This is a genomic window from Paenibacillus sp. Root52 (assembly GCF_001426865.1).
GTDB lineage: Bacteria > Bacillota > Bacilli > Paenibacillales > Paenibacillaceae > Paenibacillus.
In genome coordinates this window covers 13,044-36,027 of record NZ_LMFO01000016.1, presented here as the reverse complement: position 1 = coordinate 36,027, position 22,984 = coordinate 13,044, and the positions used below count along the sequence as shown (strand labels likewise).

Annotated in this window: 20 protein-coding genes and 1 riboswitch; of the genes, 1 reads left to right on the top strand and 19 read right to left on the bottom strand. The window is 45.9% G+C overall.

Translation table 11 applies throughout. From position 1 onward, the window contains the following. Positions 1-151 precede the first annotated feature (151 nt). The 6 genes from ASD24_RS15905 to pth all read right to left on the bottom strand — a co-directional run bounded on the left by ASD24_RS15905 (position 152) and on the right by pth (position 8,930). Positions 152-1,939, bottom strand: a complete 1,788-nt coding sequence (locus ASD24_RS15905) for a putative polysaccharide biosynthesis protein (protein WP_056697418.1) — start codon at positions 1,937-1,939, stop codon at positions 152-154. Positions 1,940-2,109: 170 nt separating this feature from the next. Continuing rightward, positions 2,110-2,652: a stage V sporulation protein T gene (gene spoVT, locus ASD24_RS15900; protein WP_056697416.1), complete on the bottom strand. Its 543-nt coding sequence runs from the start codon at positions 2,650-2,652 to the stop codon at positions 2,110-2,112. Positions 2,653-2,933: 281 nt separating this feature from the next. Next, positions 2,934-4,088, bottom strand: a complete 1,155-nt coding sequence (locus ASD24_RS15895) for a peptidylprolyl isomerase (protein ID WP_056697414.1) — start codon at positions 4,086-4,088, stop codon at positions 2,934-2,936. Continuing rightward, positions 4,072-7,599 carry a transcription-repair coupling factor gene (gene mfd / locus ASD24_RS15890; protein WP_056697412.1) on the bottom strand — a complete coding sequence of 1,176 codons (3,528 nt, stop codon included), beginning with the start codon at positions 7,597-7,599 and terminating at the stop codon, positions 4,072-4,074. The genes ASD24_RS15895 and mfd overlap by 17 nt, the downstream gene beginning before the upstream one ends. A 278-nt stretch (positions 7,600-7,877) precedes the next feature. Then, complete coding sequence (locus tag ASD24_RS15885) at positions 7,878-8,108, bottom strand: anti-sigma-F factor Fin family protein (protein ID WP_056697411.1); 231 nt, start codon at positions 8,106-8,108, stop codon at positions 7,878-7,880. Between the two features lie 261 nt (positions 8,109-8,369). After that, positions 8,370-8,930, bottom strand: coding sequence for an aminoacyl-tRNA hydrolase (pth, locus tag ASD24_RS15880; RefSeq protein WP_056697409.1), 561 nt, complete (start codon positions 8,928-8,930; stop codon positions 8,370-8,372). Between the two features lie 134 nt (positions 8,931-9,064). On the opposite strand from pth, the gene ASD24_RS15875 reads away from it, so the two are divergent. Further along, on the top strand, positions 9,065-9,310 hold the full coding sequence (locus tag ASD24_RS15875; protein WP_235540616.1) for a hypothetical protein: 246 nt from the start codon (positions 9,065-9,067) through the stop codon (positions 9,308-9,310). A gap of 363 nt (positions 9,311-9,673) precedes the next feature. On the opposite strand, the gene ASD24_RS15870 is transcribed toward ASD24_RS15875, so the two are convergent. The 13 genes from ASD24_RS15870 to ASD24_RS15810 form a co-directional block, all read right to left on the bottom strand. Next, positions 9,674-10,627, bottom strand: a complete 954-nt coding sequence (locus ASD24_RS15870; protein WP_017691370.1) for a ribose-phosphate diphosphokinase — start codon at positions 10,625-10,627, stop codon at positions 9,674-9,676. 100 nt (positions 10,628-10,727) lie between these two features. Beyond that, on the bottom strand, positions 10,728-12,119 hold the full coding sequence (glmU, locus tag ASD24_RS15865; protein WP_442952594.1) for a bifunctional UDP-N-acetylglucosamine diphosphorylase/glucosamine-1-phosphate N-acetyltransferase GlmU: 1,392 nt from the start codon (positions 12,117-12,119) through the stop codon (positions 10,728-10,730). Positions 12,120-12,509: 390 nt separating this feature from the next. Then, a complete protein-coding gene (gene spoVG, locus ASD24_RS15860) occupies positions 12,510-12,794 on the bottom strand; it encodes a septation regulator SpoVG (protein WP_017691372.1) in 285 nt (94 codons plus the stop codon). 188 nt (positions 12,795-12,982) lie between these two features. Then, positions 12,983-13,810 carry a pur operon repressor gene (gene purR, locus ASD24_RS15855; RefSeq protein ID WP_056697404.1) on the bottom strand — a complete coding sequence of 276 codons (828 nt, stop codon included), beginning with the start codon at positions 13,808-13,810 and terminating at the stop codon, positions 12,983-12,985. Positions 13,811-13,949: 139 nt separating this feature from the next. Further along, entirely contained in the window at positions 13,950-14,804 is an 855-nt protein-coding gene (ispE, locus tag ASD24_RS15850) for a 4-(cytidine 5'-diphospho)-2-C-methyl-D-erythritol kinase (RefSeq protein WP_056697479.1), read from the bottom strand. Between the two features lie 150 nt (positions 14,805-14,954). After that, on the bottom strand, positions 14,955-15,131 hold the full coding sequence (locus tag ASD24_RS15845) for a small, acid-soluble spore protein, alpha/beta type (RefSeq protein WP_056697402.1): 177 nt from the start codon (positions 15,129-15,131) through the stop codon (positions 14,955-14,957). Positions 15,132-15,367: 236 nt separating this feature from the next. Then, positions 15,368-15,643, bottom strand: a complete 276-nt coding sequence (gene veg / locus ASD24_RS15840) for a biofilm formation stimulator Veg (protein ID WP_056697400.1) — start codon at positions 15,641-15,643, stop codon at positions 15,368-15,370. Positions 15,644-15,796: 153 nt separating this feature from the next. After that, positions 15,797-16,693, bottom strand: coding sequence for a sporulation peptidase YabG (yabG, locus tag ASD24_RS15835; RefSeq protein ID WP_056697399.1), 897 nt, complete (start codon positions 16,691-16,693; stop codon positions 15,797-15,799). 142 nt (positions 16,694-16,835) lie between these two features. Then, the gene (gene rsmA / locus ASD24_RS15830; RefSeq protein WP_056697397.1) at positions 16,836-17,738 is read right to left on the bottom strand and encodes a 16S rRNA (adenine(1518)-N(6)/adenine(1519)-N(6))-dimethyltransferase RsmA; all 903 of its coding nucleotides are present in this window, start codon (positions 17,736-17,738) and stop codon (positions 16,836-16,838) included. 5 nt (positions 17,739-17,743) lie between these two features. After that, positions 17,744-18,289 (bottom strand): ribonuclease M5, encoded by a 546-nt coding sequence (gene rnmV / locus ASD24_RS15825; RefSeq protein ID WP_056697395.1) that lies wholly within the window; start codon positions 18,287-18,289, stop codon positions 17,744-17,746. Between the two features lie 157 nt (positions 18,290-18,446). Further along, the gene (locus ASD24_RS15820; protein WP_056697393.1) at positions 18,447-19,646 is read right to left on the bottom strand and encodes a 3D domain-containing protein; all 1,200 of its coding nucleotides are present in this window, start codon (positions 19,644-19,646) and stop codon (positions 18,447-18,449) included. A 272-nt stretch (positions 19,647-19,918) separates the two neighbouring features. Continuing rightward, positions 19,919-20,172: riboswitch (cyclic di-AMP (ydaO/yuaA leader) on the bottom strand. Positions 20,173-20,412: 240 nt separating this feature from the next. Continuing rightward, positions 20,413-21,183 (bottom strand): TatD family hydrolase, encoded by a 771-nt coding sequence (locus tag ASD24_RS15815; RefSeq protein WP_200956163.1) that lies wholly within the window; start codon positions 21,181-21,183, stop codon positions 20,413-20,415. 368 nt (positions 21,184-21,551) lie between these two features. Next, entirely contained in the window at positions 21,552-22,829 is a 1,278-nt protein-coding gene (locus ASD24_RS15810) for an HD domain-containing protein (RefSeq protein ID WP_056697391.1), read from the bottom strand. Positions 22,830-22,984 lie beyond the last annotated feature (155 nt).

The window sequence follows — 22,984 nt, the reverse complement described above, 5'->3', positions numbered from 1 at the left end:
GCGGTATCCTATAATTTGCGATTTTACTGATGTATTTCTTCAAGTTCTGAATCTGTTGGATAATGATTACATCGCATTCATTTTAACAGTTACCGGCAATCGAACCTGTGAAAGATTAAATGCCTCTGTGTAGCTGCCCTTACAGGCTGGTTTAGCGCAGCACCCGCAGGCTGCGTAAAATTTTGGCTAGGCGTGACCCAACCTTGGGCACAGCCATCAGCTCTGCAGCAGTGAGCAGGCCTGCGCGCGCGGCCGCTAGCACAAACACGGCTGTGCCTGCGGCTACGCCAAGCAGGCTGACGCCTACCGCGGCGATCCTGCGGTCAGCCGCGATTCCCATGCCACCGAGCAGCGCTTCGGTGGCCCAGGCCATGCCTGCCGCCGCCAAGCTCATGGCGGCAATAACCAGCGCCGGCTTCGCCAGGACGGCGCTAGGGGCTAGGCGCAGGGCGCTGTATCGCGCCAGTAGCGCCACATTCAGGGCAGCCGCCAGCATATAGGCGGCTGCCCCAGCCATGGCCGCGCCGACGATGCCCAGCGCCGGCACAAGCCAGACGTTCAGCAGCACCTTGACGCCTGCGGCGGCCAGCATGCTGAACGCGGGTGCGCGCACGCTGCCAAGCCCTTGCAGCAGCGCTGCTGCAATGATGCTGACGGTGCTGCCCGCTGCCGTCAGCGCCATGTACCGCAGTGCTTCGGTGCCTGCGGCATCACCGTACAGCATGCGGTTAATCGGCTCCGCCAGCACCGCGAGTCCTGCGGATGCTGCCAAGCCGATCAACCAGAACCAGCGCAGCGCCAGGCTCGCTTGCTGTCTCACGGCTTCTGGCCCGCCACGAAGCTTGGCTTCGGCCATTGCCGGAATAAAGAGCACCGAAAGTGACATTGCTAACATCGTCACCATCTGAACGAGCGGTAATCCCCGGTTATATATGCCGAACGAGACCATAGACTGTAGCTCGTTTAATCCCTCTTGTTGTAATAACCGCGGTACGGTGAACGTGTCCACCAGATTCATCAAAGGCACAGCCAGAGATCCAAGGCAGACCGGGATTGCATAAACAAGCAAGGCTCGAATCCACTCTCTATTGGAACGCTGATGCTCAGCAGCGCCAACTATTCGACCTTTTGCATCTACACCCACCGCTTCATCTGCGTTCAACACGTTACTTTCGATCGACATCGTTGAACCAGTAAGCCTCGAATCATCAACCGTTGCTACTTCAGAACTCAGCTCGTTCCTACTGCCTTGATCTTCAGGACTCTTCCCTTGAACCAGGTTCCGTATTTGCTTCCGATGGCGGGATCCATACATAAGCATCGCCAGTAGTCCAGCTACACCACCCGCAAACGAACCCAGCATCGCCCCAGCGGCAATCGTATCTAGCGAAGCCTCACGTGCCATGAGCCACAGCAGCAGCACAATCATCACTGTGACTCGAATGATCTGTTCTACGACCTGTGATACGGCTGTAGGCACCATCTGCTGCATCCCCTGAAAATACCCGCGCAGTCCCGTCATCAATGGAACGACCAGTAAAGCCAGTGCGGCAGCACGGATCGATGGAATAACATGTCCATTCCCGATCCATTTTCCGATCCAAGGAGCCCCTGTATACATCAAGACTGCTAACACTAATCCGATTCCACCTAGCAGCATAGATGACAATCGTATGATTCGCCTTCCCTCTTCCGGTCTACCAAGTACGTGCTGTTCAGCCACGAATTTGGATATGGCAACAGGTAGCCCCGCAGCCCCAATGGTAATCACCATCATATAGAACGGATACACCGTGTTATATATACCGAAAACGCCGTCTCCGCCTAGATTCTGTAGCGGAATTTTCTGAAAGGCACCAATGATTTTGGAGATAATGGCGGCAAGTCCTAGCACAAATGCGCCCTGCAGCAGCCTTGATCCTGTTGATGGCTGTTTCATAAGTCCCTCCTGCGTATCCATACATCTGGATCAATAACAATCTCCTGTTATTATAACTGGCTGGGCCTGCGTAGACGAATTCCGTTTTTCTGCCTATATTGTCTTTGAGTTAGAGGGTTCTCAAAATAAAAACTCCTGTCTGCCTATAGGCACCAGGAGTTGTTTGAACTTTATTGTTCCATCTGTTTACCGAGAAAACCAGCAGCAGTCTCTGACATTTTAATTTCCATCTGTGACATCTTCACCGACTCATCCTTATTGAACAGAACGACGGTTCCGATCGGATCTCCACCGGATATGATTGGCGCAATAACAAAGGAAGATAACGTCTCGTCATGATCTTTGCTAATTTCATAAGATCCATTATTGGTCTCGATAATGGTTTTACGGTTTTCCATACAGTTCTCAACCAACTGGCCTACCTGCTTGTCCAAATATTCCTTCTTGGAGCCACCAGCTACCGTGATGATAGTATCCCGGTCAGAGATTAACGTGACATGACCTGTACTTTCATACAAGGACTCCGCATATTCCTTAGCAAAATCACCAAGCTCACCAATCGGGGAGTACTTTTTAAGAATAACTTCTCCATCTCGATCCACAAAGATTTCAAGCGGATCTCCTTCACGGATACGTAGCGTACGACGAATTTCTTTTGGAATGACCACACGACCCAGGTCATCTATACGACGGACAATACCAGTAGCTTTCATTTACATGTTGCCCCACTTTCTCGAGAAGATTTTTCAACTACTGTTCCTTAATGGGTAGAGGAAAGTCCCAGAACGTTTAGTGTGATATCTTGACCATAGTATTCATCTGTTCCCATTTCCTTATACATGGTTTGTAGAATATAGTTGTGTTCTTTCGCAAGAAAATGACCATCTACCTATTCACTCTGAGATTGAATATAAAAAGGAGTAAGGGAGGCTAAAAGTCCCCCTTACTCCTTATCATGCTTGTCCAGAATTGCAGCTATACGACGGTTAATTCCTTACTTGCTGCTTGAATCTGTACCTTCACTTGTTGTTGCGTCTTGATCTGTTGTACCTGCATCTGTTTTGGTATCTGTACCTTTAGTGTCATCCGTTTTGGATTCACCTTCGGTTCCCGTTTGTGTATCTGTTCCTGTTCCTTCTGTACCTTCTGTGCTACCTTCTTCAGCTTTATCTGTTTTTGGCAGGTTCACTTCTTTTACGAGTTTATCCAATTCGCCACCTGTCATGAACGTATCAATTTTGGCAGCAGCAATGGAACTCTTAATGCTGTCTTTTTGCTCAGCTGTCATTTTGTCATATGCATCTGTACGTGCTTCTACTTTCATGACATGATAGCCATACTCCGTTTCCACTGGATCGCTGATTTTATTCAAAGGCAACGTGATTGCTGCTTGTTTAAATGCTTCCACCCACTGAGCAACAGCCGCGTTCTCATACAAACCACCTTTGTCTGCAGATCCTGGATCTTCAGAATACTCCTTCGCAACTTCTGCGAAATCTGCTCCTCCATCCAGTTTTGCTTTTACTTCTTCAGCAATTTTAAGTGCATCTTCTTTTTTGCGCTCTTTTTGTGTTTTTGGATCCGTGAAGTTGATCAGTACATGACGAACGGAAGCCGTCGTATACTGCTCTTTATTTTTATCAAACTCAGCCTTCATGTCGTCTTCTGTTACGCCAGTCTCTTTATCCTTAATCACGGTCATGATCCGAGTCATATAATCCTTAATGTTATCATCCGTAAGGTTCTGCGCCTTCAGCATTTCCGGCCATTGTTCTTCTGGAACTTGAGCCTTCATTTTGTCGAATTGCTCAGTAGCCACTTTGGAACCTTCCGCTTTCGCTTCATCGCTCGCATTTTCACTCAGATATTTGTATGCAATTTCTTGGCGAACCAAGTAGTCTTTGAAGTCATCCATGTCCATCATTTGTGCATATTCTGGATACAGGAATTTCATCACACGCTGTTCCATGTCGAATTCATTGGCTGTGATTGTACCGCCATCATATGTTGCTACAACTGCGCTTGTGTCTGTTGATTCTGGTGTTGTTGCTTCTTCCTTCTTACCACATGCTGCTAGCAGTGATAAAGACAGCACTGCAACCATACTCACGGACAGTACTTTCTTCACTGTTTTATACTTTTGTAACATCTTTTAGTTCCCCCTTTGATTTAAAAGCACTTTTCATGGATTCCAGGAATTTCTCCACTAGTTCCATGAGTTGCTTGTCCCCAAGCCCTTTGCCTTTGACATGAATAAGCATATGGGGTCCTTGTTCAAATTGTACACGTCTTTCGAACTGATTTCCAATGTGTGCAATATTGGAGAGCTCGAATGCGTGTTCACGACCTTCATAGAACTTCACCGTAAGGTCATCCCCACGCTGTGTAATAGACTCAATTCCATAGATTTTGCCGTAAACTTTGAGCCTCGCCACAGCCATTAGGTTAATAACTGCTTCTGGAAGATCACCGAAACGATCGACTAACTCATCTTCCAGCTCCATTGCATCATCGAAGGAAGAGATAACGGCCACCTTTTTGTAAATTTCAATCTTCTGAATGCTGTCATAGATATAATCAGACGGCAAATATGCATCAATACTAAGATCAAGCGTTGTATTCCATTGGTCGGAAGGTACAGGCTCTTCACCCAGCATCGTCACTTTCCGTTTGTTAATTTCCTCAGCAAGCATCTGAGAATACAGATCGAATCCCACGGAAGCAATGAAGCCATGCTGCTCTGCTCCAAGCAGGTTACCTGCACCTCGAATCGACAAGTCGCGCATTGCAATCTTGAACCCAGAGCCCAGCTCGGTGAATTCTTTGATGGATTGCATACGTTTCTCTGCCACTTCAGTCAGTACCTTATCCCGTTGGTACGTAAAGTACGCATAAGCAATCCGGTTGGATCGACCCACGCGTCCACGCAACTGGTACAACTGGGAGAGTCCCATTTTGTCTGCGTCATGAACGATTAACGTATTAACGTTTGGAATATCGACACCTGTCTCGATGATACTGGTGCTGACCAGCACATCGTACTCGCCATCCAAGAAGTCTAGAATCGTCTTCTCCAGCTCCGTCTCGGACATCTGACCGTGCCCCACGCCAACCTTCGCTTCTGGAACCAACTCAGAAATTTCGGCAGCCATTTCCTGGATACCTTGAACACGATTGTACAGGTAATAGACCTGACCACCACGAGCCAGTTCACGCTCAATGGCTTCTCGAACCAGTGCTTGACTGTGTTCAACCACATAGGTCTGCACAGGGAACCGATTCTCTGGCGGTGTCTCAATGACAGACAGATCACGGACTCCAAGCATAGACATGTGTAATGTACGCGGAATTGGCGTTGCCGTAAGGGTCAACACATCCACGTTTGTTTTGAGTTTTTTCAACTTCTCCTTATGGGTTACACCAAAGCGCTGCTCTTCATCCACGATGAGCAATCCCAGATCCTTGAACACAAGATCCTGTGACAATAAGCGATGAGTGCCGATAACAATATCAACTGTACCCTGCTTGATACCCTTGGCCGTTTCATTTTGTTCTTTGCGAGAACGGAATCGGCTAAGCACGTTGATGTTGAATGGGTAACCTGAGAAACGTTCACGGAATGTCTCATAGTGCTGTTGTGCCAAAATCGTGGTAGGCACGAGCACAGCAACCTGTTTCCCTTCAATCGCTGCTTTGAAGGCTGCACGGATCGCAACCTCAGTTTTGCCGTAGCCGACATCCCCACACAATAAACGATCCATCGGACGATTTTGTTCCATGTCTTTCTTGATTTCCTCAATTGCACGCATCTGGTCACGCGTCTCATCATACGGGAACATGTCCTCGAACTCCTGCTGTTCTGCAGAGTCCTTCTCGAAGCCGTATCCCTTGGACGTTTGCCGCTCTGCATAGAGTTTGATTAGATCGTCGGCAATATCCTGTACCGATGAACGAACTTTGTTTTTTACCCGTGTCCATTCGTTGCCACCGAGCTTATAAATCTTAGGCTCCTTCTCTTCTGAGCCCACATATTTCTGAATCAGATCAATCTGCTCGATCGGTACAGACAGTTTGTCTCCACCCGCATACAAAATATGCATGTAGTCCTTATGGATACCAGCTACCTCAAGGGTACCGATCCCCATGTATTTACCGATACCGTGATTTTGGTGGACGACATAATCGCCCACTTTCAGCTCACTATATGATTTAATTCGCTCCGCATTGTCCACGTTTCGAATTGGTTTCCGTACTTTCCGCTGCTTCTGGGAGAACATCTCCCCTTCCGTAACAACGGCCAATTGAATGGATGGCATCTCGAATCCTGTTTGCAAATTACCAATGAGCATCTCAGGTTCTGGTATGTCATAATCCTGCAATACCCGACGCATACGGTCGAGCCTTTCCTCACCACTCGCCAGCATCAATACATGAACTCCAGCCTTCTGCCAGCGCTCCATCTCTGCCTTAAGTACATTCATTTGCCCGTGGAAATCCTGCATACCCCGGCTGATAAAGTTCAGAATGTTCTGTGGCTGCGTGTGTGGAACCTGACGTAAGAAGATAGACATAAATATCGTCTGGAATGGGCGTTCATACAGAAGCTCATCTCCATCAGCCGATAAATGCAGGTCAGGTAGTGTCTTACCATTTTGCATCAAATGCAGATTCCATTCAGATTCATCCCGATCCAACTGTTTAGATGTCTCAGCAAGTCTTGCAGGCTCATCGAGTACAAGTAACGTATCCTCAGGCATATAATCGTAAATGGTCTTGTGCTCTGGATAGAGTGGTGAGATATATTTATACATCTCTGAGAAGTATACATGCTGACGAAGCATCTCAATTTCGCGATGAATCTCTTCACGGAGACGCAGCTTCGCCTGCCGATCTGTCATCTTCTCAAGTTGTTGTTCCAGCAAAATAACAGCCGCATCTGCAGCCTTCTCCATGCGTTCACGATCTGCGATCAACTCTTTGCACGGCAGTACAATGACTTCTTCTATCCGCTCAATAGAACGCTGATCCGTAGGATCAAAGGTTCGAATCGAATCGATCTCATCGTCAAACAACTCCACCCGGTAAGCAATCGGCGATGTAACCGGATAGAAGTCAATGATCCCACCACGTACACTCATCTCACCGCGGGATTCTACGCGTTCTACGCGCTCGTAACCTAGCTTCACCATTTCCAGCAGGAAGGCATCTAGCTCAAGCGTACTTCCTTGTTTAACTGTGATTTGGGCTTTTGCCATGACTTCTGGAAGCGGAAGATACCGCTGTACCCCGGAAAAAGGAATAACAACAACGCCCCGAAAACCTTGGGCGCAGCGAACCAACACATCAATACGCTGACCTAGTGTTTCCGGACTGGAAACAGCAGCTTCAGCGGCGACAAGTTCATTGGCAGGATAGAGCAACACCCGATCTGGTGAAAGCGCTTCCTGTAAATCTTCTGCAATTTTTTGTGCAGAAAACATATTGTGCGTAACGACGAGCAAAGGCCGGTTCATCTCTTGATGTAAGGCAGCCAGCATGATTTGACGTGCTGATCCGGATAGACCGGATACCAACTGCTCTTTCATCCCGGATGTAATACCGGCAGTTATGGATCCGAAGTCAGGATCTTTGGAAAAAGCTTGTATAAGTGCTTGTAACAAAAGGGGCACCTCTCTTATAACTTACTTGGTTATCTAGCGCACAAAGCGCAATACAACATTCTTAAAATTGGATACAAATCCCTTTTTACCCTGTTTCATCATAAAGGATTATTCGCTGTTTTGCCACATCTGCTTGATGTGCCTTGACGTTGATCAGCCAAAATACAATTCCAGTTCAACTGAAAAGAAGCCTCAGCAGGCTGCCAAGGCTATAAAGGTGGAGCGGTATTCCGCTACCTCCATCATCTGTCATTACGTATTGTCACTACCACGTCACTCTATTGAAGAGGACTAGCGAGCAGACTCAGCTCTGGATTAAGTTCCAGTGCTTCTTTGCAATAGTCACATGTAATCCGAACGGTGATATCTCCACCCGAATTATACGCTATTATATCCCTACGCTCGTCGGGGGTCAAGAAATGAAAGCCTAATTGCGCTTCCGTTATACCGGTAGAATCGATTTGTCCTATAAAGGTACGGCAATGCCTGCATACATAATTCACTGACATGTTTATGCCTCCTGAACCTAGTTTATACGTCCAGTATGCCCATTTAGACTGAATCGAACCCAGTTTATGATCATTTTTGCCAATAATGCCAGGCCGTGTCTGACAACTCGCTGAAGTGCATCTTTTACCGCCTTATTCGCCCCCTGCTGCGTCACTTCTCCTTGACGTGCCCCGGCACGCCTGCGGAAAACTTCCTTGCCTGGAACGAAAATTCGCCAAAATCTGCTCCCTTCGGAGTTTTCAGACACGCCCTAGAATCAACTACCCGTTGAATTTAGCCATCGTTTGCTCAAACGTATGATTCAGGCTGTGTTCAAGTGCATCACAGGTCTGTTCAATCGTCTGTTCGAGTGCTTCCTTTTCCTTCTTCATAAATGTCGAAAGAACGTAGTCTACAATGGCATGTCCAGGTTCTGGACGGGATATTCCCATGCGTACCCGGTTAAACTGCTGTGTACCTGTATGCTGAATAATAGACTTAATTCCGTTATGTCCACCTGCACTACCTTGATAACGCAATCTCACTTTACCAATTTCCGTGTCCATGTCATCATACACAACGATTAGATCTTCCAGACTTACCTTATAAAAATCCATATAGGCTCGTACCGACTCACCGGACAAATTCATGAATGTCATGGGTTTAATCAATACCGTTTTGACACCGCCAATGTTGCCCTCTCCAATCAACGCTTTGCATTTACTTTGGGTAATGGAGATATTATGACGATCTGCCAGTCGATCGAGCGCCATAAAGCCAATATTATGACGGGTTTTGGCGTAGTTAGAGCCCGGATTTCCGAGGCCAACAATCCACTTCATCTCGTTTCCTCCTTGGCATCACTTGAGCTGTAGCATAGACTTCATTTGTTATATTTCATATAATATCTAGAAAGTGAAGTTCCGTTTAACGATCTATAATTTCAACTGCTGCATCTTTAGTTGATCTTATATCCGTGTTTACATCATATATTTTATTAACCCAGGAAGGTGAGCGGGTTTTGCGCGAAGACACTGGACAACTGACTCAACATAGCGATTTTATCTATCATCTTGAATATCACGTACCTGTACAGGTATACGACCGCGACACTCATATTGAGATTGGATTAATTACACGCTTCGATAATCAATTTGTCGAAATTGCCGACACGCTTTTCCATCGGCGCCGATTCCGTTTCATTTCCCGCCCAGGCTATTAGATATATAAGTCTATATTAATTGAACCGAAGAATATTCACACTTGCCACTCCGATGACAGAATAACCTTCCGATCGCTGTTATCCCCAGATTTTTTTGATTCCCTTTTCCTAAGGGAAAATCCGGCGATAGCTTATGCTTTCGAGGTAGCTTTCTTGTAGAAAGCTTTCAGGCGAACGCTCCGCTTCTCCATGTTATTTCTGTCCTCTTCGTTCTCGTGTAAATGTATAGTTTAATTTATATAGATTCAACATATATAAGATAACCGAGCGGTTTTTCACTTTTATCATACGGCACGCCGACAGGGGTTACATTTTCCATTGATCCGGAAAACGTAACCCCTCTACTACTTTATGCAGACATCCTTATTCAATTTCAAACAGCTTGCTGATTGATAATTCCTCATGAACCCGGATAATTGCTTCTCCGAGCAAAGGCGCTACAGACAACACTTTGAGTTTGCTTGTCGGGTTAGCATGCGTAATCGGAATTGTATCCGTTACGATAACTTCCTTCAATGGTGCATTCTCCAAACGTTCCATAGCAGGGCCAGACAATACTGGGTGAGTACAGCATGCGTATACTTCCTTCACGCCGCCTTCCATCAAGGCATTTGCCCCCAATACAATCGTTCCTGCTGTATCGATGATATCATCGATCAGGATTGCCGTCTTACCTTCAATGTTACCAATGATGTTCATGACTTCACTGACATTAGGCTCAGGACGACGTTTGTCGATAATCGCCAGTGGTGCGTTCAGGAAGTCAGCGAGTTTCCGTGCACGTACTACGCCACCATGGTCAGGAGATACGACAACTGGATTTTCGATCTGTTTTGACCGGAAATATTGCGCCAGAATCGGTACACCAAGCAGATGGTCAACTGGAATATCGAAAAATCCTTGAATTTGCATTGCGTGAAGATCCATTGCGATTACACGCGTTGCGCCTGCTTTTTCAATCAGATTAGCTACCAGCTTCGCTGTAATTGGATCACGGGAACGTGCTTTGCGATCTTGTCTAGCGTAGCCATAGTAAGGAATTACAACGTTAATTGTCTTGGCAGAAGCACGTTTAAGTGCATCAATCATGACGAGCATTTCCATCAAGTTGTCGTTAACTGGCAAACAAGTTGACTGCACGATATAAACGTGACAGCCCCGTACGCTCTCGGAGAGCTTCACTTGGATCTCACCATCGCTGAAGCTAGTTGTGTGAGATTCACCCATAGGAATTCCGATATAATCAGCAATTTGATGGGCAAGCTTTGGGTTAGAATTGCAAGTAAATATTTTTAATTTCGAATCAAAATAAGTCATAAAATAAAAACCCTCCGTGCTGGTTCATTGGAATCTATAAGCGTCTGCGACATGTCGGCACCTCCCGAAGATCGAGAGGCAATGTTGTTATCAAAACCCCTTATTCGGGTTTGGCATTTTGTTTCTTGGCTTTGGCACGTCCGCGGATCTTCTCCGCATAACCAGGTTTGTTCTCCTGGCGTGGACGAGCAATGGCGAGATCATTCTCGGGAACGGAATGGGTAACGGTGGAACCTGCAACGACATAAGCGCCTTTTCCTACCGTAATGGGTGCAATCAAATTGACGTTGCTGCCTACAAAGGCATCATCTTCAATGGTTGTCACAGCTTTATTATAACCATCATAATTGACCGTTATTGCACCACAACCAACATTTACGTTTTTCCCTACTTGAGCATCCCCAATATAACTAAGGTGAGACACTTTGGAGCCTTCATCAATTGTAGCATTTTTCACTTCAACAAAGTCACCAATTTTTACATTGCGACCTAATTTAGTTCCTGGACGCAAATTAGCAAATGGACCTACAGTAGCCTCGGCACCAACCTCAGCACTCGACAACACAGAATGTTTAATCGTAACACCATCCTGAATGATACTGTCTTCGATATCTGCATGCGGACCAATATGGCAAGCTTCACCAATGGAAGTCGTGCCCTTAAGAATCGTTCCTGGGTACAGTACTGTGTCTGATCCAATCGTAACATCCGCTCCGATATATGTCGATGACGGATCGATGATCGTAACACCGTTTAACATATGTTTAACGGCAAGACGTTCACGCATGAATGCTTCCGCTTGTGAAAGAGCAAGTCTATCATTTACCCCAATGGATTCTGCAATATCATCTGACATGTAGGCTTCAACCACTTCTCCATCGTTGCGGAATATGCCAACAACATCAGTAAGATAGTACTCTCCTTGAGCATTCTGATTCGTTACTTTCTCCAACGCTGCGAACAATTTTTCATTGTCGAAGCAGTAAGTACCTGTGTTAATCTCCTTCACAGCATCTTCTTGCTCGTTACAATCCTTCTGCTCCACAATTCGTTGTACAGAACCATCTTCTCCGCGAATAACGCGTCCATATCCTTTGGGATTGTCCAATTCAGCTGTAAGTACGGTAGCTGCTGCACCGCGGCTCTCATGAAGCTTCATTAGACCTTCCAACGTTTCACTCGTTACAAGCGGAGTGTCTCCGCAGACTACAATCGTTGATCCGGCTTCATTGCCAAGCAGAGACTTCACCTGTTGAACTGCATGACCTGTTCCCAGCTGTTCTGCCTGAAGAGCATATTCTGCTCTTGAACCCAAAAATGACTGCACCGCTTCGGCACCGTGACCCACCACGACTACACTGCGTTCTACACCTGCGCGTAGAGCCGCATCAAGCACATGACCCACCATCGGTTTACCACATACGGGATGCAGTACTTTGTACAATTTGGATTTCATCCGTTTTCCTTGCCCTGCGGCAAGAACAATAGCCATTCGTTTCAAAATTCACGACCTCCTGTTCTGAAAATCCCATCTTTCTCGGGGTGCATATCCCTAATTGATGAGTATCGTTCAGCCGGCTCTGCGCCGGTCTTGTTCATCGCTTGCTGTCCTGTATTCACGCGTAACAACGCGGACACCAACAATCGTGACCTTATATGTATACGCCGTGTACCTGCGAGCTTAACCGAATCCCATGATTCCTAAGATGCCGCCCTGTCACCAAGCGCACGCTGCGCTTTTTTGTTTTTCAACATTCATAACCAATCGTTATGAAACATTACTCTGCGAATAAACTCAATACTGAATATATCTTATTCCGGTCAAAAAGAAAAGAGAGCCATAAGACATGGCTCTCTTTTCCTTCGAACCCCAATAATGTTCTCAGGCACCTTCTTCAATGACTTCTTCCTCAGTAGCAGCGCGATCATATTCAGTCAATACAGCCGCCTGAATCTTCTCACGAGTACCGGAAGAGATCGGGTGGGCGATATCACGGAACTCTCCGTCAGGAGTCCGCTTGCTCGGCATAGCAACAAACATTCCGTTGTTACCATCAATGACACGAATGTCATGAACGACGAATTCGTTATCGATGGTAATGGATGCGATAGCCTTCATTCTCCCCTCCGAGTTAACGCGGCGGAGTCTGACATCCGTAATTTGCATGTGTGTGTTCACCACCTTTTTCCATCAGAACTTGGTGTATAATTCCACACAGCCTATACGAACTCCTTCTTTTTATAACCACAAAAATGTCCTAATTTCAGGAATTTTTTTATTTAATACACAATTCGACAACGTTAGTGCCAGGTCGATGGAAAAGAAGCTTTCCCGACACGCTATTCGCCATCTTTCTACAGATCAAAATAGTTGCCAGGCTTGACGGAAATGTGTCTGCTCTTCGCATCTACTGCAGTCAACTTCGCCAAAGATACATAATCGGTCAACAGGCGTTCTTCTGAATCGATAGAACCAGATTCAACCAAGACCCCTACACCAGCTACAGTCGCATTAAATTCGGCCAGTAGATCGATCATTCCCTGAACCGTGCCCCCAGCTTTCATGAAATCATCCACGATGAGTACTCGCGAATGTTCACGCATCGCCCGGCGCGATAGGGACATCGTATGCAAGCTTTTATGCGAACCCGATACATAATTGATACTTACGGCTGATCCTTCCGTAGCCTGATGGTCCCTGCGCACGAGCACAACAGGTAGGTTGAGCTGGGCACCCGTCGCATATGCGAGTGGTATGCCTTTGGTCTCTACCGTCATAACTACATCAATGCCCATATTACCAAATGCAGTGGCAAAGATTTTGCCTGCTTCATTCATTAATGCAGGTTGACCAAGCAAATCCGACATGTAGAGGTATCCACCAGGCAAGATCCGATCCGGCTGCTCCAATTGGGTACTGAGTCGCTCAGCAAAAGTAAGAGCCAGTTCTCTGGACACCTTAGGAATCCACTTGACTCCCCCGGCTGCTCCGGCCAACGTTTGCAGTTCTCCTGACCCACCTTCTTCGAACACTTCCTTGATAATCGCCAAATCTTCACTGATTGACGACTTCGCAGCTCCATAACGTTCGGCAAATGTGGTGAGCGGAATCACCGTATGCGGTCTAGACAATAAGTACTGCGTCATTTCAACCAGCCTTGCGCTTCGTTTTAATTTCTTCACAGAGATCCATCCTCACGATCACGGAAAACATCCAAATCCGAATAATTATATAAAAATATATCACCTTTATACGTGTTTGTACATCACAAAAGTATGTGTTCAAAAAGCGAACGCTTTGAACAACTGCTAAAAGCGAATGCTATGTCAGCATTCGCACAGCATATACTTCTTTACAGAAGCCACGCAGCCCATTATAGATCCGTGCGACCTTAGACTCCTTCGACACCAACCCAAACACAGTTGGGCCACTTCCGGACATTAATACGCCATCTGCTCCCAATTTGATCATGGCTTCCTTCAGATGCAGTACCTCTGGATATAACTTCAGGGTTACATCCTCAAGCACATTCCCCATCTGTCCACATACCTCAGCAAACGACTGATTGCGAATCGCCTGTTCCATTTTGGCAGCACTCGGATGGCGAACAATCTTGTCACTGCGGAAACGACCATACACATCTGCTGTAGATACATTAATAGGCGGCTTGGCCAGTATGACCCAACATTGCGGTGGATTCGGGATTGGCGTAAGCTTCTCACCTCGACCTGTTGCTAGAGCCGTACCTCCAGTAATGCAAAATGGTACATCTGATCCAAGTTCAGCTCCAAGCTCTTGTAGCTCCTGGTCGGGAATATTAAGACGCCAGAGACGATTCAAGCCACGCAGCGTTGCTGCTGCATCGCTACTGCCGCCTGCAAGACCGGCAGCCACTGGAATCTTTTTATCCAGATGAATATGCACCCCTGATCGAACATCATAACGTTCTTTGATCAGCCTTGCAGCCTGAAAAGCCAGGTTTTTCTCATCCAGCGGAATATATCCAGCTTGACTAGAGATGAAGATCGTATCCCGAGGAAGCTCGGAGAATTCTAACCGATCAGCCAAATCGACCATAGTCATGATCATTTCAACTTCATGGAATCCATCATTTCTTTTATGTAAAACGTCCAGCATTAAATTAATTTTAGCAGGCGCTTTTTCGTAAATTTTCAAGACGTTCACCCGTCCTCACCTTTTCCCTAAGACAACTTAACATATTATATCAAAATAGGGCTGTCAAGTCATTTCTATTCCACATCTATGGGGAAAAAGCGAGGTGATCCTGATGGATTGCCCCGCTCTCCAAACCAGATGAAATTCAAATTAGGATTTGCGTGCTGCCTGCTCGGCGAGTTGGATCGCTCGCTTCACCATGTTGCCCGCATCTTTGGCTTTGATACCGCCCCAGCCTTCTTGCTGAACAGTATCGTAGAAACCGAGGTCTTTGGCAAGCTCGTATTTAAGCTCCTCTGACATCACACTTCTTCTTCTGCGGCTCATGCAACCATCCCCCTTAGATTAAGCTCATCAATTAGTCCAGTTCGGTAATGCAGAAATGACGGACGAACAGGCTCAAGCTGGTGAAGAAGCAATCCTTAAGATCACTTGAACCTGTATATGTAGTATGTCGTAACTACCTAAACCTCATTCCTAAATTGATGGAGTGGTGGGATTCCTCTTTTATGAAAATAAAAAAGCGATCCGCCTTGTGGGGCGAATCGCCTGTAAAACGATGCTTACGGCTCCATATAAGAACTATGCGTCTGGCTGCCTGGATCAAATACCATGACTTCCACCGACTCCGTAAGTATATCTGCATAACTATAAGATACTCGCTTGAAAGTTTCTTGTTCCTCATCAAGCTTAACAATAAAAACAGAAGGGTACGTTTCTTCCAATACACCCGTACGCTCGATAGTCTTACGGCGGCCACCATTAGCCCGCAACATAATTTTCTGACCTATATGAGCGTCGAGATTGCGTTTGATATCCAACAGCGTATTTTTAGCCATTGTCGACGACCACCTCTTTTCTTGTCCATTATACCTTAATTTACAGTCTATGTCAAATCAAAACTAATTATTATATCAGCATCGAAAAGTTTCTGTCAATGAATTTTTTTGCAAATAAAAAAAGCCCCGAACTGGGACTTTCTTCGCACATACTCAAACCGCAGACGGGTTCACTTTTAACGTAGATAAATCGTTCAATCCAGGTAATCCGACACGGTAACTGCCACGCGTTTCTACGCCACCCACGCCTTGGCTTCCGCTAATCGTATTATGCAGAATGTCATTCATGTTCACCGTATCTCTGACTGAAGTAAAGGAGGCTTTGGCTGCCACATATACCGGATCAAGCGCATGAATCAGTATTCTGCCTGGTGAACTAGCGAAGTTCGCCCCTGCCCGCAGCAGAGCCTCAAAATGAGACTGACACGCCCCTGCGACGATGGTGAGTGCATCCAGGTGACGTTCGTACTGCCTTGCAACCTGAATCGCTGCCACGAAGTTCTGAGAGTTCTTATAGCTTCCCAGACTATACAGATCGTACGGCTGGCGAGTCTTCAGCACGCCATCATGTCCTGTAATAACCACAATGTCCGGCCTAACCTTGGGTAAAAGATGATACAACGTATCGGCCATAGCAGATTCATGTACATACTGTCCCTCCGCTGGGACGCGAAGCTGTTCGTAGAGATTCATACTTTTTTTCAAATAGTTTGGATCTCCGTCCAGGTGAAGCACTTTGCCAGGCATTTCGAAATAGGCAGGTTCTTGCTGCTGGGCCCATTCCTGACCCAATCCTTCTCTATTCCGCTCCGCCTGTTCCATCCGATTCTGCTGTATACGTGAGAGCGTCTGGTGAGCCTTAACATGCGCCTGTCGAGTCTTAGCGCTCTGCGGTTCATATGGAACCTGTATCAAATCATCCACCGGGGAATCAGCGAGCAGCCGGAACTCGGTACCTTTAATAACAGCGCTGTCCACCTGAAGGCCTTCCACCCGAAAAGTCACATCTCCTCCATATGACTTCCGAACGACCAAGTCTCCGATATTCATCAACATAATCACCTCTAACCCATCGTATGGGCTAGCACCCGGATTGGTTCATCCGATTTTAGTACATTACCTTGCAGACCTAAGATTTTACAAATGACAGTTCACAAGAAGGCAATTCTAAAAAATGCATTGTCTAAAATGCCTATAGCGCTGCACGTACTCCAGCTTCCCACATCACCGTACTTAACGTTGCATACTCCTCCAAGCTAAGAGTCTCACCACGTCTAGATGGCTGAATGCCTGCTTGCTCCAATAATTGGTCAGCCTGCTCCCGGTTATCCTTTGTGAAAAAGCGAGATTTCAGATTGTTAGAAATGGTCTTTCTACGCTGTGCAAAAGAAGCCTGTACCACCTCGAAGAAGTGTGCTTCATCTGGAACCTGTACTGGAGGTTGTTCCCGAACCTTAAGTTTAATAACCGCCGATTCCACATTAGGCTGAGGAATGAATACGGTTGGTGGAACAACACAGACGAGCTCAGGTACGCTGTAGTATTGTACGGCAATACTTAAGCTACCGTACTCCTTGGAACCAGGTGCAGAAGCCATACGTTCTGCTACTTCCTTCTGAATCATGACCACGATGCTGTCCACGGGCAATTTTTCTTCCAGTAGCTTCATCATGATTGGTGTTGTCACATAATAAGGCAAGTTCGCAACAACGCTAACTTTGTCTACTTGACCAAAATCCGTTCGGAATAACTCCTCCAGATCCAGCTTCAATACATCTCCATGATGAACCCGTACATTGGGATAAGGCTCCATCACTTCACCTAAGATCGGTAAGAGCCGCTGATCAATCTCTACTGCCGTTACAGGGCCCGCAACCCTAGCAAGCCGCTCCGTTAGTGCTCCAATTCCAGGTCCAATCTCAAGTGCACCTTTGGACTCGTCCAAATCTGCAGCGTTAACAATCTTGTTCAATATATTTTGGTCAATTAGGAAGTTCTGTCCTAGACTCTTCTTAAATGAAAATCCATGTTTCTGAATAATCTCTTTCGTTCGTTTGGGTGTTGCGATTTCCAACGTCTCTTCCATACCCTTCATTTACTTCACAATCCTTCACATTCGATTTGCGATAATGCGGCAGAGAATTCTTCTCGGGTGATCTGAAACACACTTAACCGCTTGTGGAACTGCTTACCATTACAATATCCGATGCCGAGTATGTTCCCCATCTCCATACGACGTGCGGCAGCCTGTGGATGCACAATGAGTCCAGCAGCGATGAGGTCCTCCCAATCAATCAGACTCGGTGCCCCCTCATAGGACGTATGCACACGTTCTAGGGCATGGCGAATGGCTTCTGGCGAAGCGTTCTCGACTCCGATATCTCCTTTGCGCGTTGCGTCAGCCTCAGGAATGAAGGCGTGCTTACAACCTGGTACCTTATTGGCGATGATTTTCCGTATCCGCTCACCAGCATGATCTGGGTCGGTCAGAACAATGACACCTCTCCGCTCCTGAGCAAGTGCAATACGCTTCAGAATCCGCTGATTAATGGCTGAGCCGCCTGTTTCAATGGTATCCGCCTGAACGGCGCGCCTTATCGCCACCGTATCGTCACGGCCTTCAACCACGATCACTTCTTTTATCATGTTCCAATTCTTCCTTTCTAACGCAAAAAGAAGAGGAATATCCCTCTTCTCTGGCAAACGGCGGGCGAGACTGAATTCAGACCCTCCCGCCGCATATTCCGCATGAATCATTCATGCCTTATATTTTATAGCATTCCCATTTCAAAGTAAAACGATTTTAGTTCGCTTCCGGCTTCACCGGACCGATCACATAGACCGTCTTGCCTTTTTTGCGACCGAAGTTAATGGCATGCTTCACACTGTCATAATATACGTCAATCTTATTCCCTTTGATAGCTCCGCCCGTATCTTCAGCACGACGGAAACCGAGACCTTCAATGTATACCCACCAGCCGATTGGAATGACTTTCGGATCCACCGCAATGGTGCGACCTTCTGTTACCCGAGTACCGGAGGCTGTTTTGGTGCCAATGCCAGGCTCTTCTGAAGAGTATGCTGTCATAGACACATTTTTGAGAACTTTAGAATATTTAAAAGAAGTACCTGAAACGGTAATGACTTTGCTGCCCGAGGCAGAGGGTTTATCCGAGTTCGATGATGCCGTTTTTGTTGCTGTTTTTGTCTTCGAAGTGCTAGCCGATACCGTTTGGATCTCAGGCTCCTTCACGACAGGTGCAGGTTTAGCTTTGGTTCCGACAGCGATGACTTTATCTACACGATTCGTCGCAACCGACTTGCCAACCATCTTTTTGGAGACTAATTCTCCATCTTGGAACACTTTCTCAATGTGTTGTACGAGTGTACCTTCTTTACCACTTACGATGACACGGTTGTCACCTTTGTACAAGCTTGGGTCAGCCGTTTTGATGACTTTGAATGCGATGGGCTGTTCCACATCAACTGTACGCTTTGTTACACGCACTACACGGATTTTCATATCCTCTTTGATTGAACTTCCGAGTGCAGGGTAAACTTTATCATTACTTGCAATTTCAATACCTGACTTTTGAATTACCTCTTCTACCGAAGCATCGGTTGTATACAGAGTCTTGGTGTCTCCGTCTGCCGTAATATTTACTGGAATGGCCCGCTCAATAACGATGCGGTCTCCATCTGCAATCGCCCCATTCAAGGGCATGGATACCTGATCGTGAGGGCTGACTGTGATTGACTGCTCCTCTAACAATTCTTGAAGCATTCCTGTACGAGTCTCTACTGCCTGAGCTTTGCCATCGATAACCAGCGAAATTTGTTTCCCGGCCTGACCATATACGACTAACAAGATCATGATTGTAAGCGCAATTGAGAATATCGCGATCAATGCCATTTGACGCATGTTCTCATGCTTCCACCGTAACGCGAAAGACTTACTGGATGATCGTGACTCATGGGTCTCTTCTGTTTGGAATGTGCCCACTTCTCCGTCCTCCTTCATAGCCTCGCCGTCTAGAGTAATGCATGATGTCTTTGACGCGACTATACCTGATTTTCTACAGAACACGGATTAGATCAACCTAGCCGGTTCTGCACCATGAATCAATCTTCGCAACATGATGTCATCCTCCTGAATACTTACCGTATGATGACAGTATTTCTTTTATTCAAAAACAAAAAAAGCCAAAGAAAGAGTATAAGAGGACTCTTTCGTGGCTTCCGAATGATTTTGAATATCGGAAATTCATGCACGAGGTTGCCTCTCTTTTTCCGCTTGCGAGGTTAGCTGTCGGGTTCGGGCGAAAGAGAGCCGCCCTATCTCCGGTCACCCGCTCATGGCGGATGCCCTTGAATTCACCCCGAGACCCAAAGAAGAAATCAAATAGTGCTTCGCAGATCATTCCGCTGCTTTTGGGTCAGCGAACGATGCGCACCGGCTATATTCACCGATGTTTAAGCCCTATTGGTTCCCCCGCTCTCCGATAACGGAGACTCAGCGAGATCGATTCATGAAAGTAATGTTGTTCATCGGAAAGTGTCCCTTTGTTCATCCCCCGAACATCTGTCCAATTTTCCGCACAACAATTCACTGAAAAGATGATATCCTGTTTCGATGCATGTTGTAAAGCGTTGTTCAAGTACGTTTTTCTAAATATTTGGTTAAAATATTGTAATATTCTTGATTTATTTGGATCAAAAAGCAAATTACCTCCGCCTAGCTCACTTTTTCATCACATTTGCTCTAGTTTTTAACGAATACCAAATCGTTCCATGGCATTTTTGGTGGTTATTGCGGCAATTTCCTCTAACGAAATGCCTTTAATTTCCGCAGCTGCTTCTGCAACCAGACGTACATGCGCTGTCTCATTTCGTTTACCGCGAAATGGATGTGGAGTCAAATAAGGAGCATCGGTTTCGAGGAAGAAACGATCCATCGGAACCTTCTCCAGTACCTCTTTGGGTTGCTTCGCATTTTTGAACGTAATCGGCCCCCCGAACGAGAGGTGAAACCCGAGATCTAGACATTGTTTCGCGGTTTCCCAGCTACCTGAGAAGGAGTGCATTACTCCGCCAACGTCCCCAGCCTTTTCTTCCCGCAAAATTTTCACGATGTCCTCATGCGCATCCCGATTATGAATGACTATGGGCATGTTCAACTCACGAGCTAGTCCAATCTGTTGTCGTAATACACGCTGTTGCACATCCTTTGGTGATGTATCCCAATGATAATCTAAACCAATTTCGCCAATCGCAACGACTTTTTCATGCTTGCATAAAGATGCAATCCATTCCAAGTCACCCTCTTGCATCGTAATCGCGTCCACGGGATGCCACCCAACAGCTGCGTAAATAAAGTCATATGTCTCGGCTAATTTCATAGTGGATGGAATCGTTTCTCGGTTAAAACCGACATTAATCATGCGGCTAATTCCTGCATCAACAGCTCTTTGAATCATAGCTTCACGATCCTCGTCGAATTGGGGCGCATCTAGATGGGTATGGGTGTCGAATAACATCATGTTTCGTTCTCCCTTTCTGTCGAATCAGAATAAATAGGCTGTCTATTCACGCTTAAGCAATGTGCAACCATATCTGATTAATTTTATTTGAAAAAAGTAAATTTTTAGGGTGGATAAAATTAGCCTATACAGGTTTTTTTCAATCAATTTGACCCTAACTAACTACAATATGTGGAATGAATCGGTCACAACATACTCTATATGTAGATCTCTTTAGAGATATATAATTTTATAAAAAAACCTAAGATTACAAAATTATGTCGATCTACATATCCTCTCCATTAAAGCAGATTACTGTATCATGAGAACATCTCAGGTTAGAAATGCTTTTTAGCATAGCTACTTTGGCATAAAGCCGCACCACCCAATCAGGAGAAGTAGGGGCGCAAATGAGATGGCAGCTCATGAAGAATGGTATCAACCTTATTCTGCGGATAGTATAAATGATGCTTTCCACGATGAATGCCACTGATTGAACGGACAATATCGGAAACCTCTGACAACTCATGCAGCTGGTCCTGCCGATCTAGCAACAAGATCTGCTTATCCGTCGATTCATTCGGACGAAACACATCATACGGAAGATCGGTCGGAAAATCAATTTCAAGATCATACTCAGGATTTAATCCTGCCTTGGCGAAAGCTTCCCGCATCTCTTCTATCGTCTCTACATCGATCTGTTCAACCTCTACATACTTATATAGTCTGCGATCCATAAATCGTTCGCACAACTCACTTAGAACAGTATCGTCTTCTTTGCGCCATTGCATGAATGCCGTTTGGATCAATGCCTCATCCAGTTGCAGATACTCATGAACAGCAAGTTCGCCTTCAAACAACTGCGGCAGAGGATCTAGCATGAAACGGAAATTAAATCCCTGCTGCACCAGCGTTTTAGCTCGTTTGAAAATTTGACGCAATATAATCTCAGAACTGCGGGTAACTGGATGGAAGTAGATCTGCCAATACATCTGGTACCTTGACATCAAGTAATCCTCAACAGCATGCATACCCGACTCTTTGACCACAATTCGTCCGTGGTATGGACGGAGCATACGCAAAATCCGATCAAGGTCAATCGTACCATAGTTAACACCTGTGAAATATGCATCGCGGAGTAAGTAATCCATGCGATCAGCATCAAGCGGGCTTGTAACCAAATTGACCACAATAGGTTTTTCGTACGTTTTTTGTATCACCGATGCTATTTTCTCTGGAAAGTCTGGCGCATACCGTCTTAAGATAGCCCCTACCTCGGTATCGCCCATAATGATGCGGCAAGTCCAATCTTCATGATTCATATCAAAAGCTTCTTCAATTGAGTGAGAGAACGGGCCATGGCCCAAATCATGCAGTAAGGCAGCACAGAGAGCCACAATCTTCTCCTCTTTCGGCCAATCCGAATAATGACTTCTTTCAAATTGTGAAATAATTTTACGTGTAATCTCGTACACACCTAGCGAATGTGAAAAACGGCTGTGTTCTGCTCCATGAAATGTTAGATAAGATGTGCCTAGTTGGCGAATACGACGCAGGCGTTGAAATTCGGGGGTATTGATCAACTGCCAGATAATCGGGTCTTGCACATGAATATAATTATGTACGGGATCTTTGAATACCTTTTCCTCCGTTAAGCGCTGTTCCATAATTGTCACTCCTTTTGATTTATTTTAATTTGTTTTGTCGTTTCTGCCCCGAAATCCATCATCGATTCGACACTGTTTGTCGAATGCTGTCGAATACAGGGGTTATAATGTTTTCCAAATCGACAAAGCTGACATTCGTGTTTAAATGTGAAAAA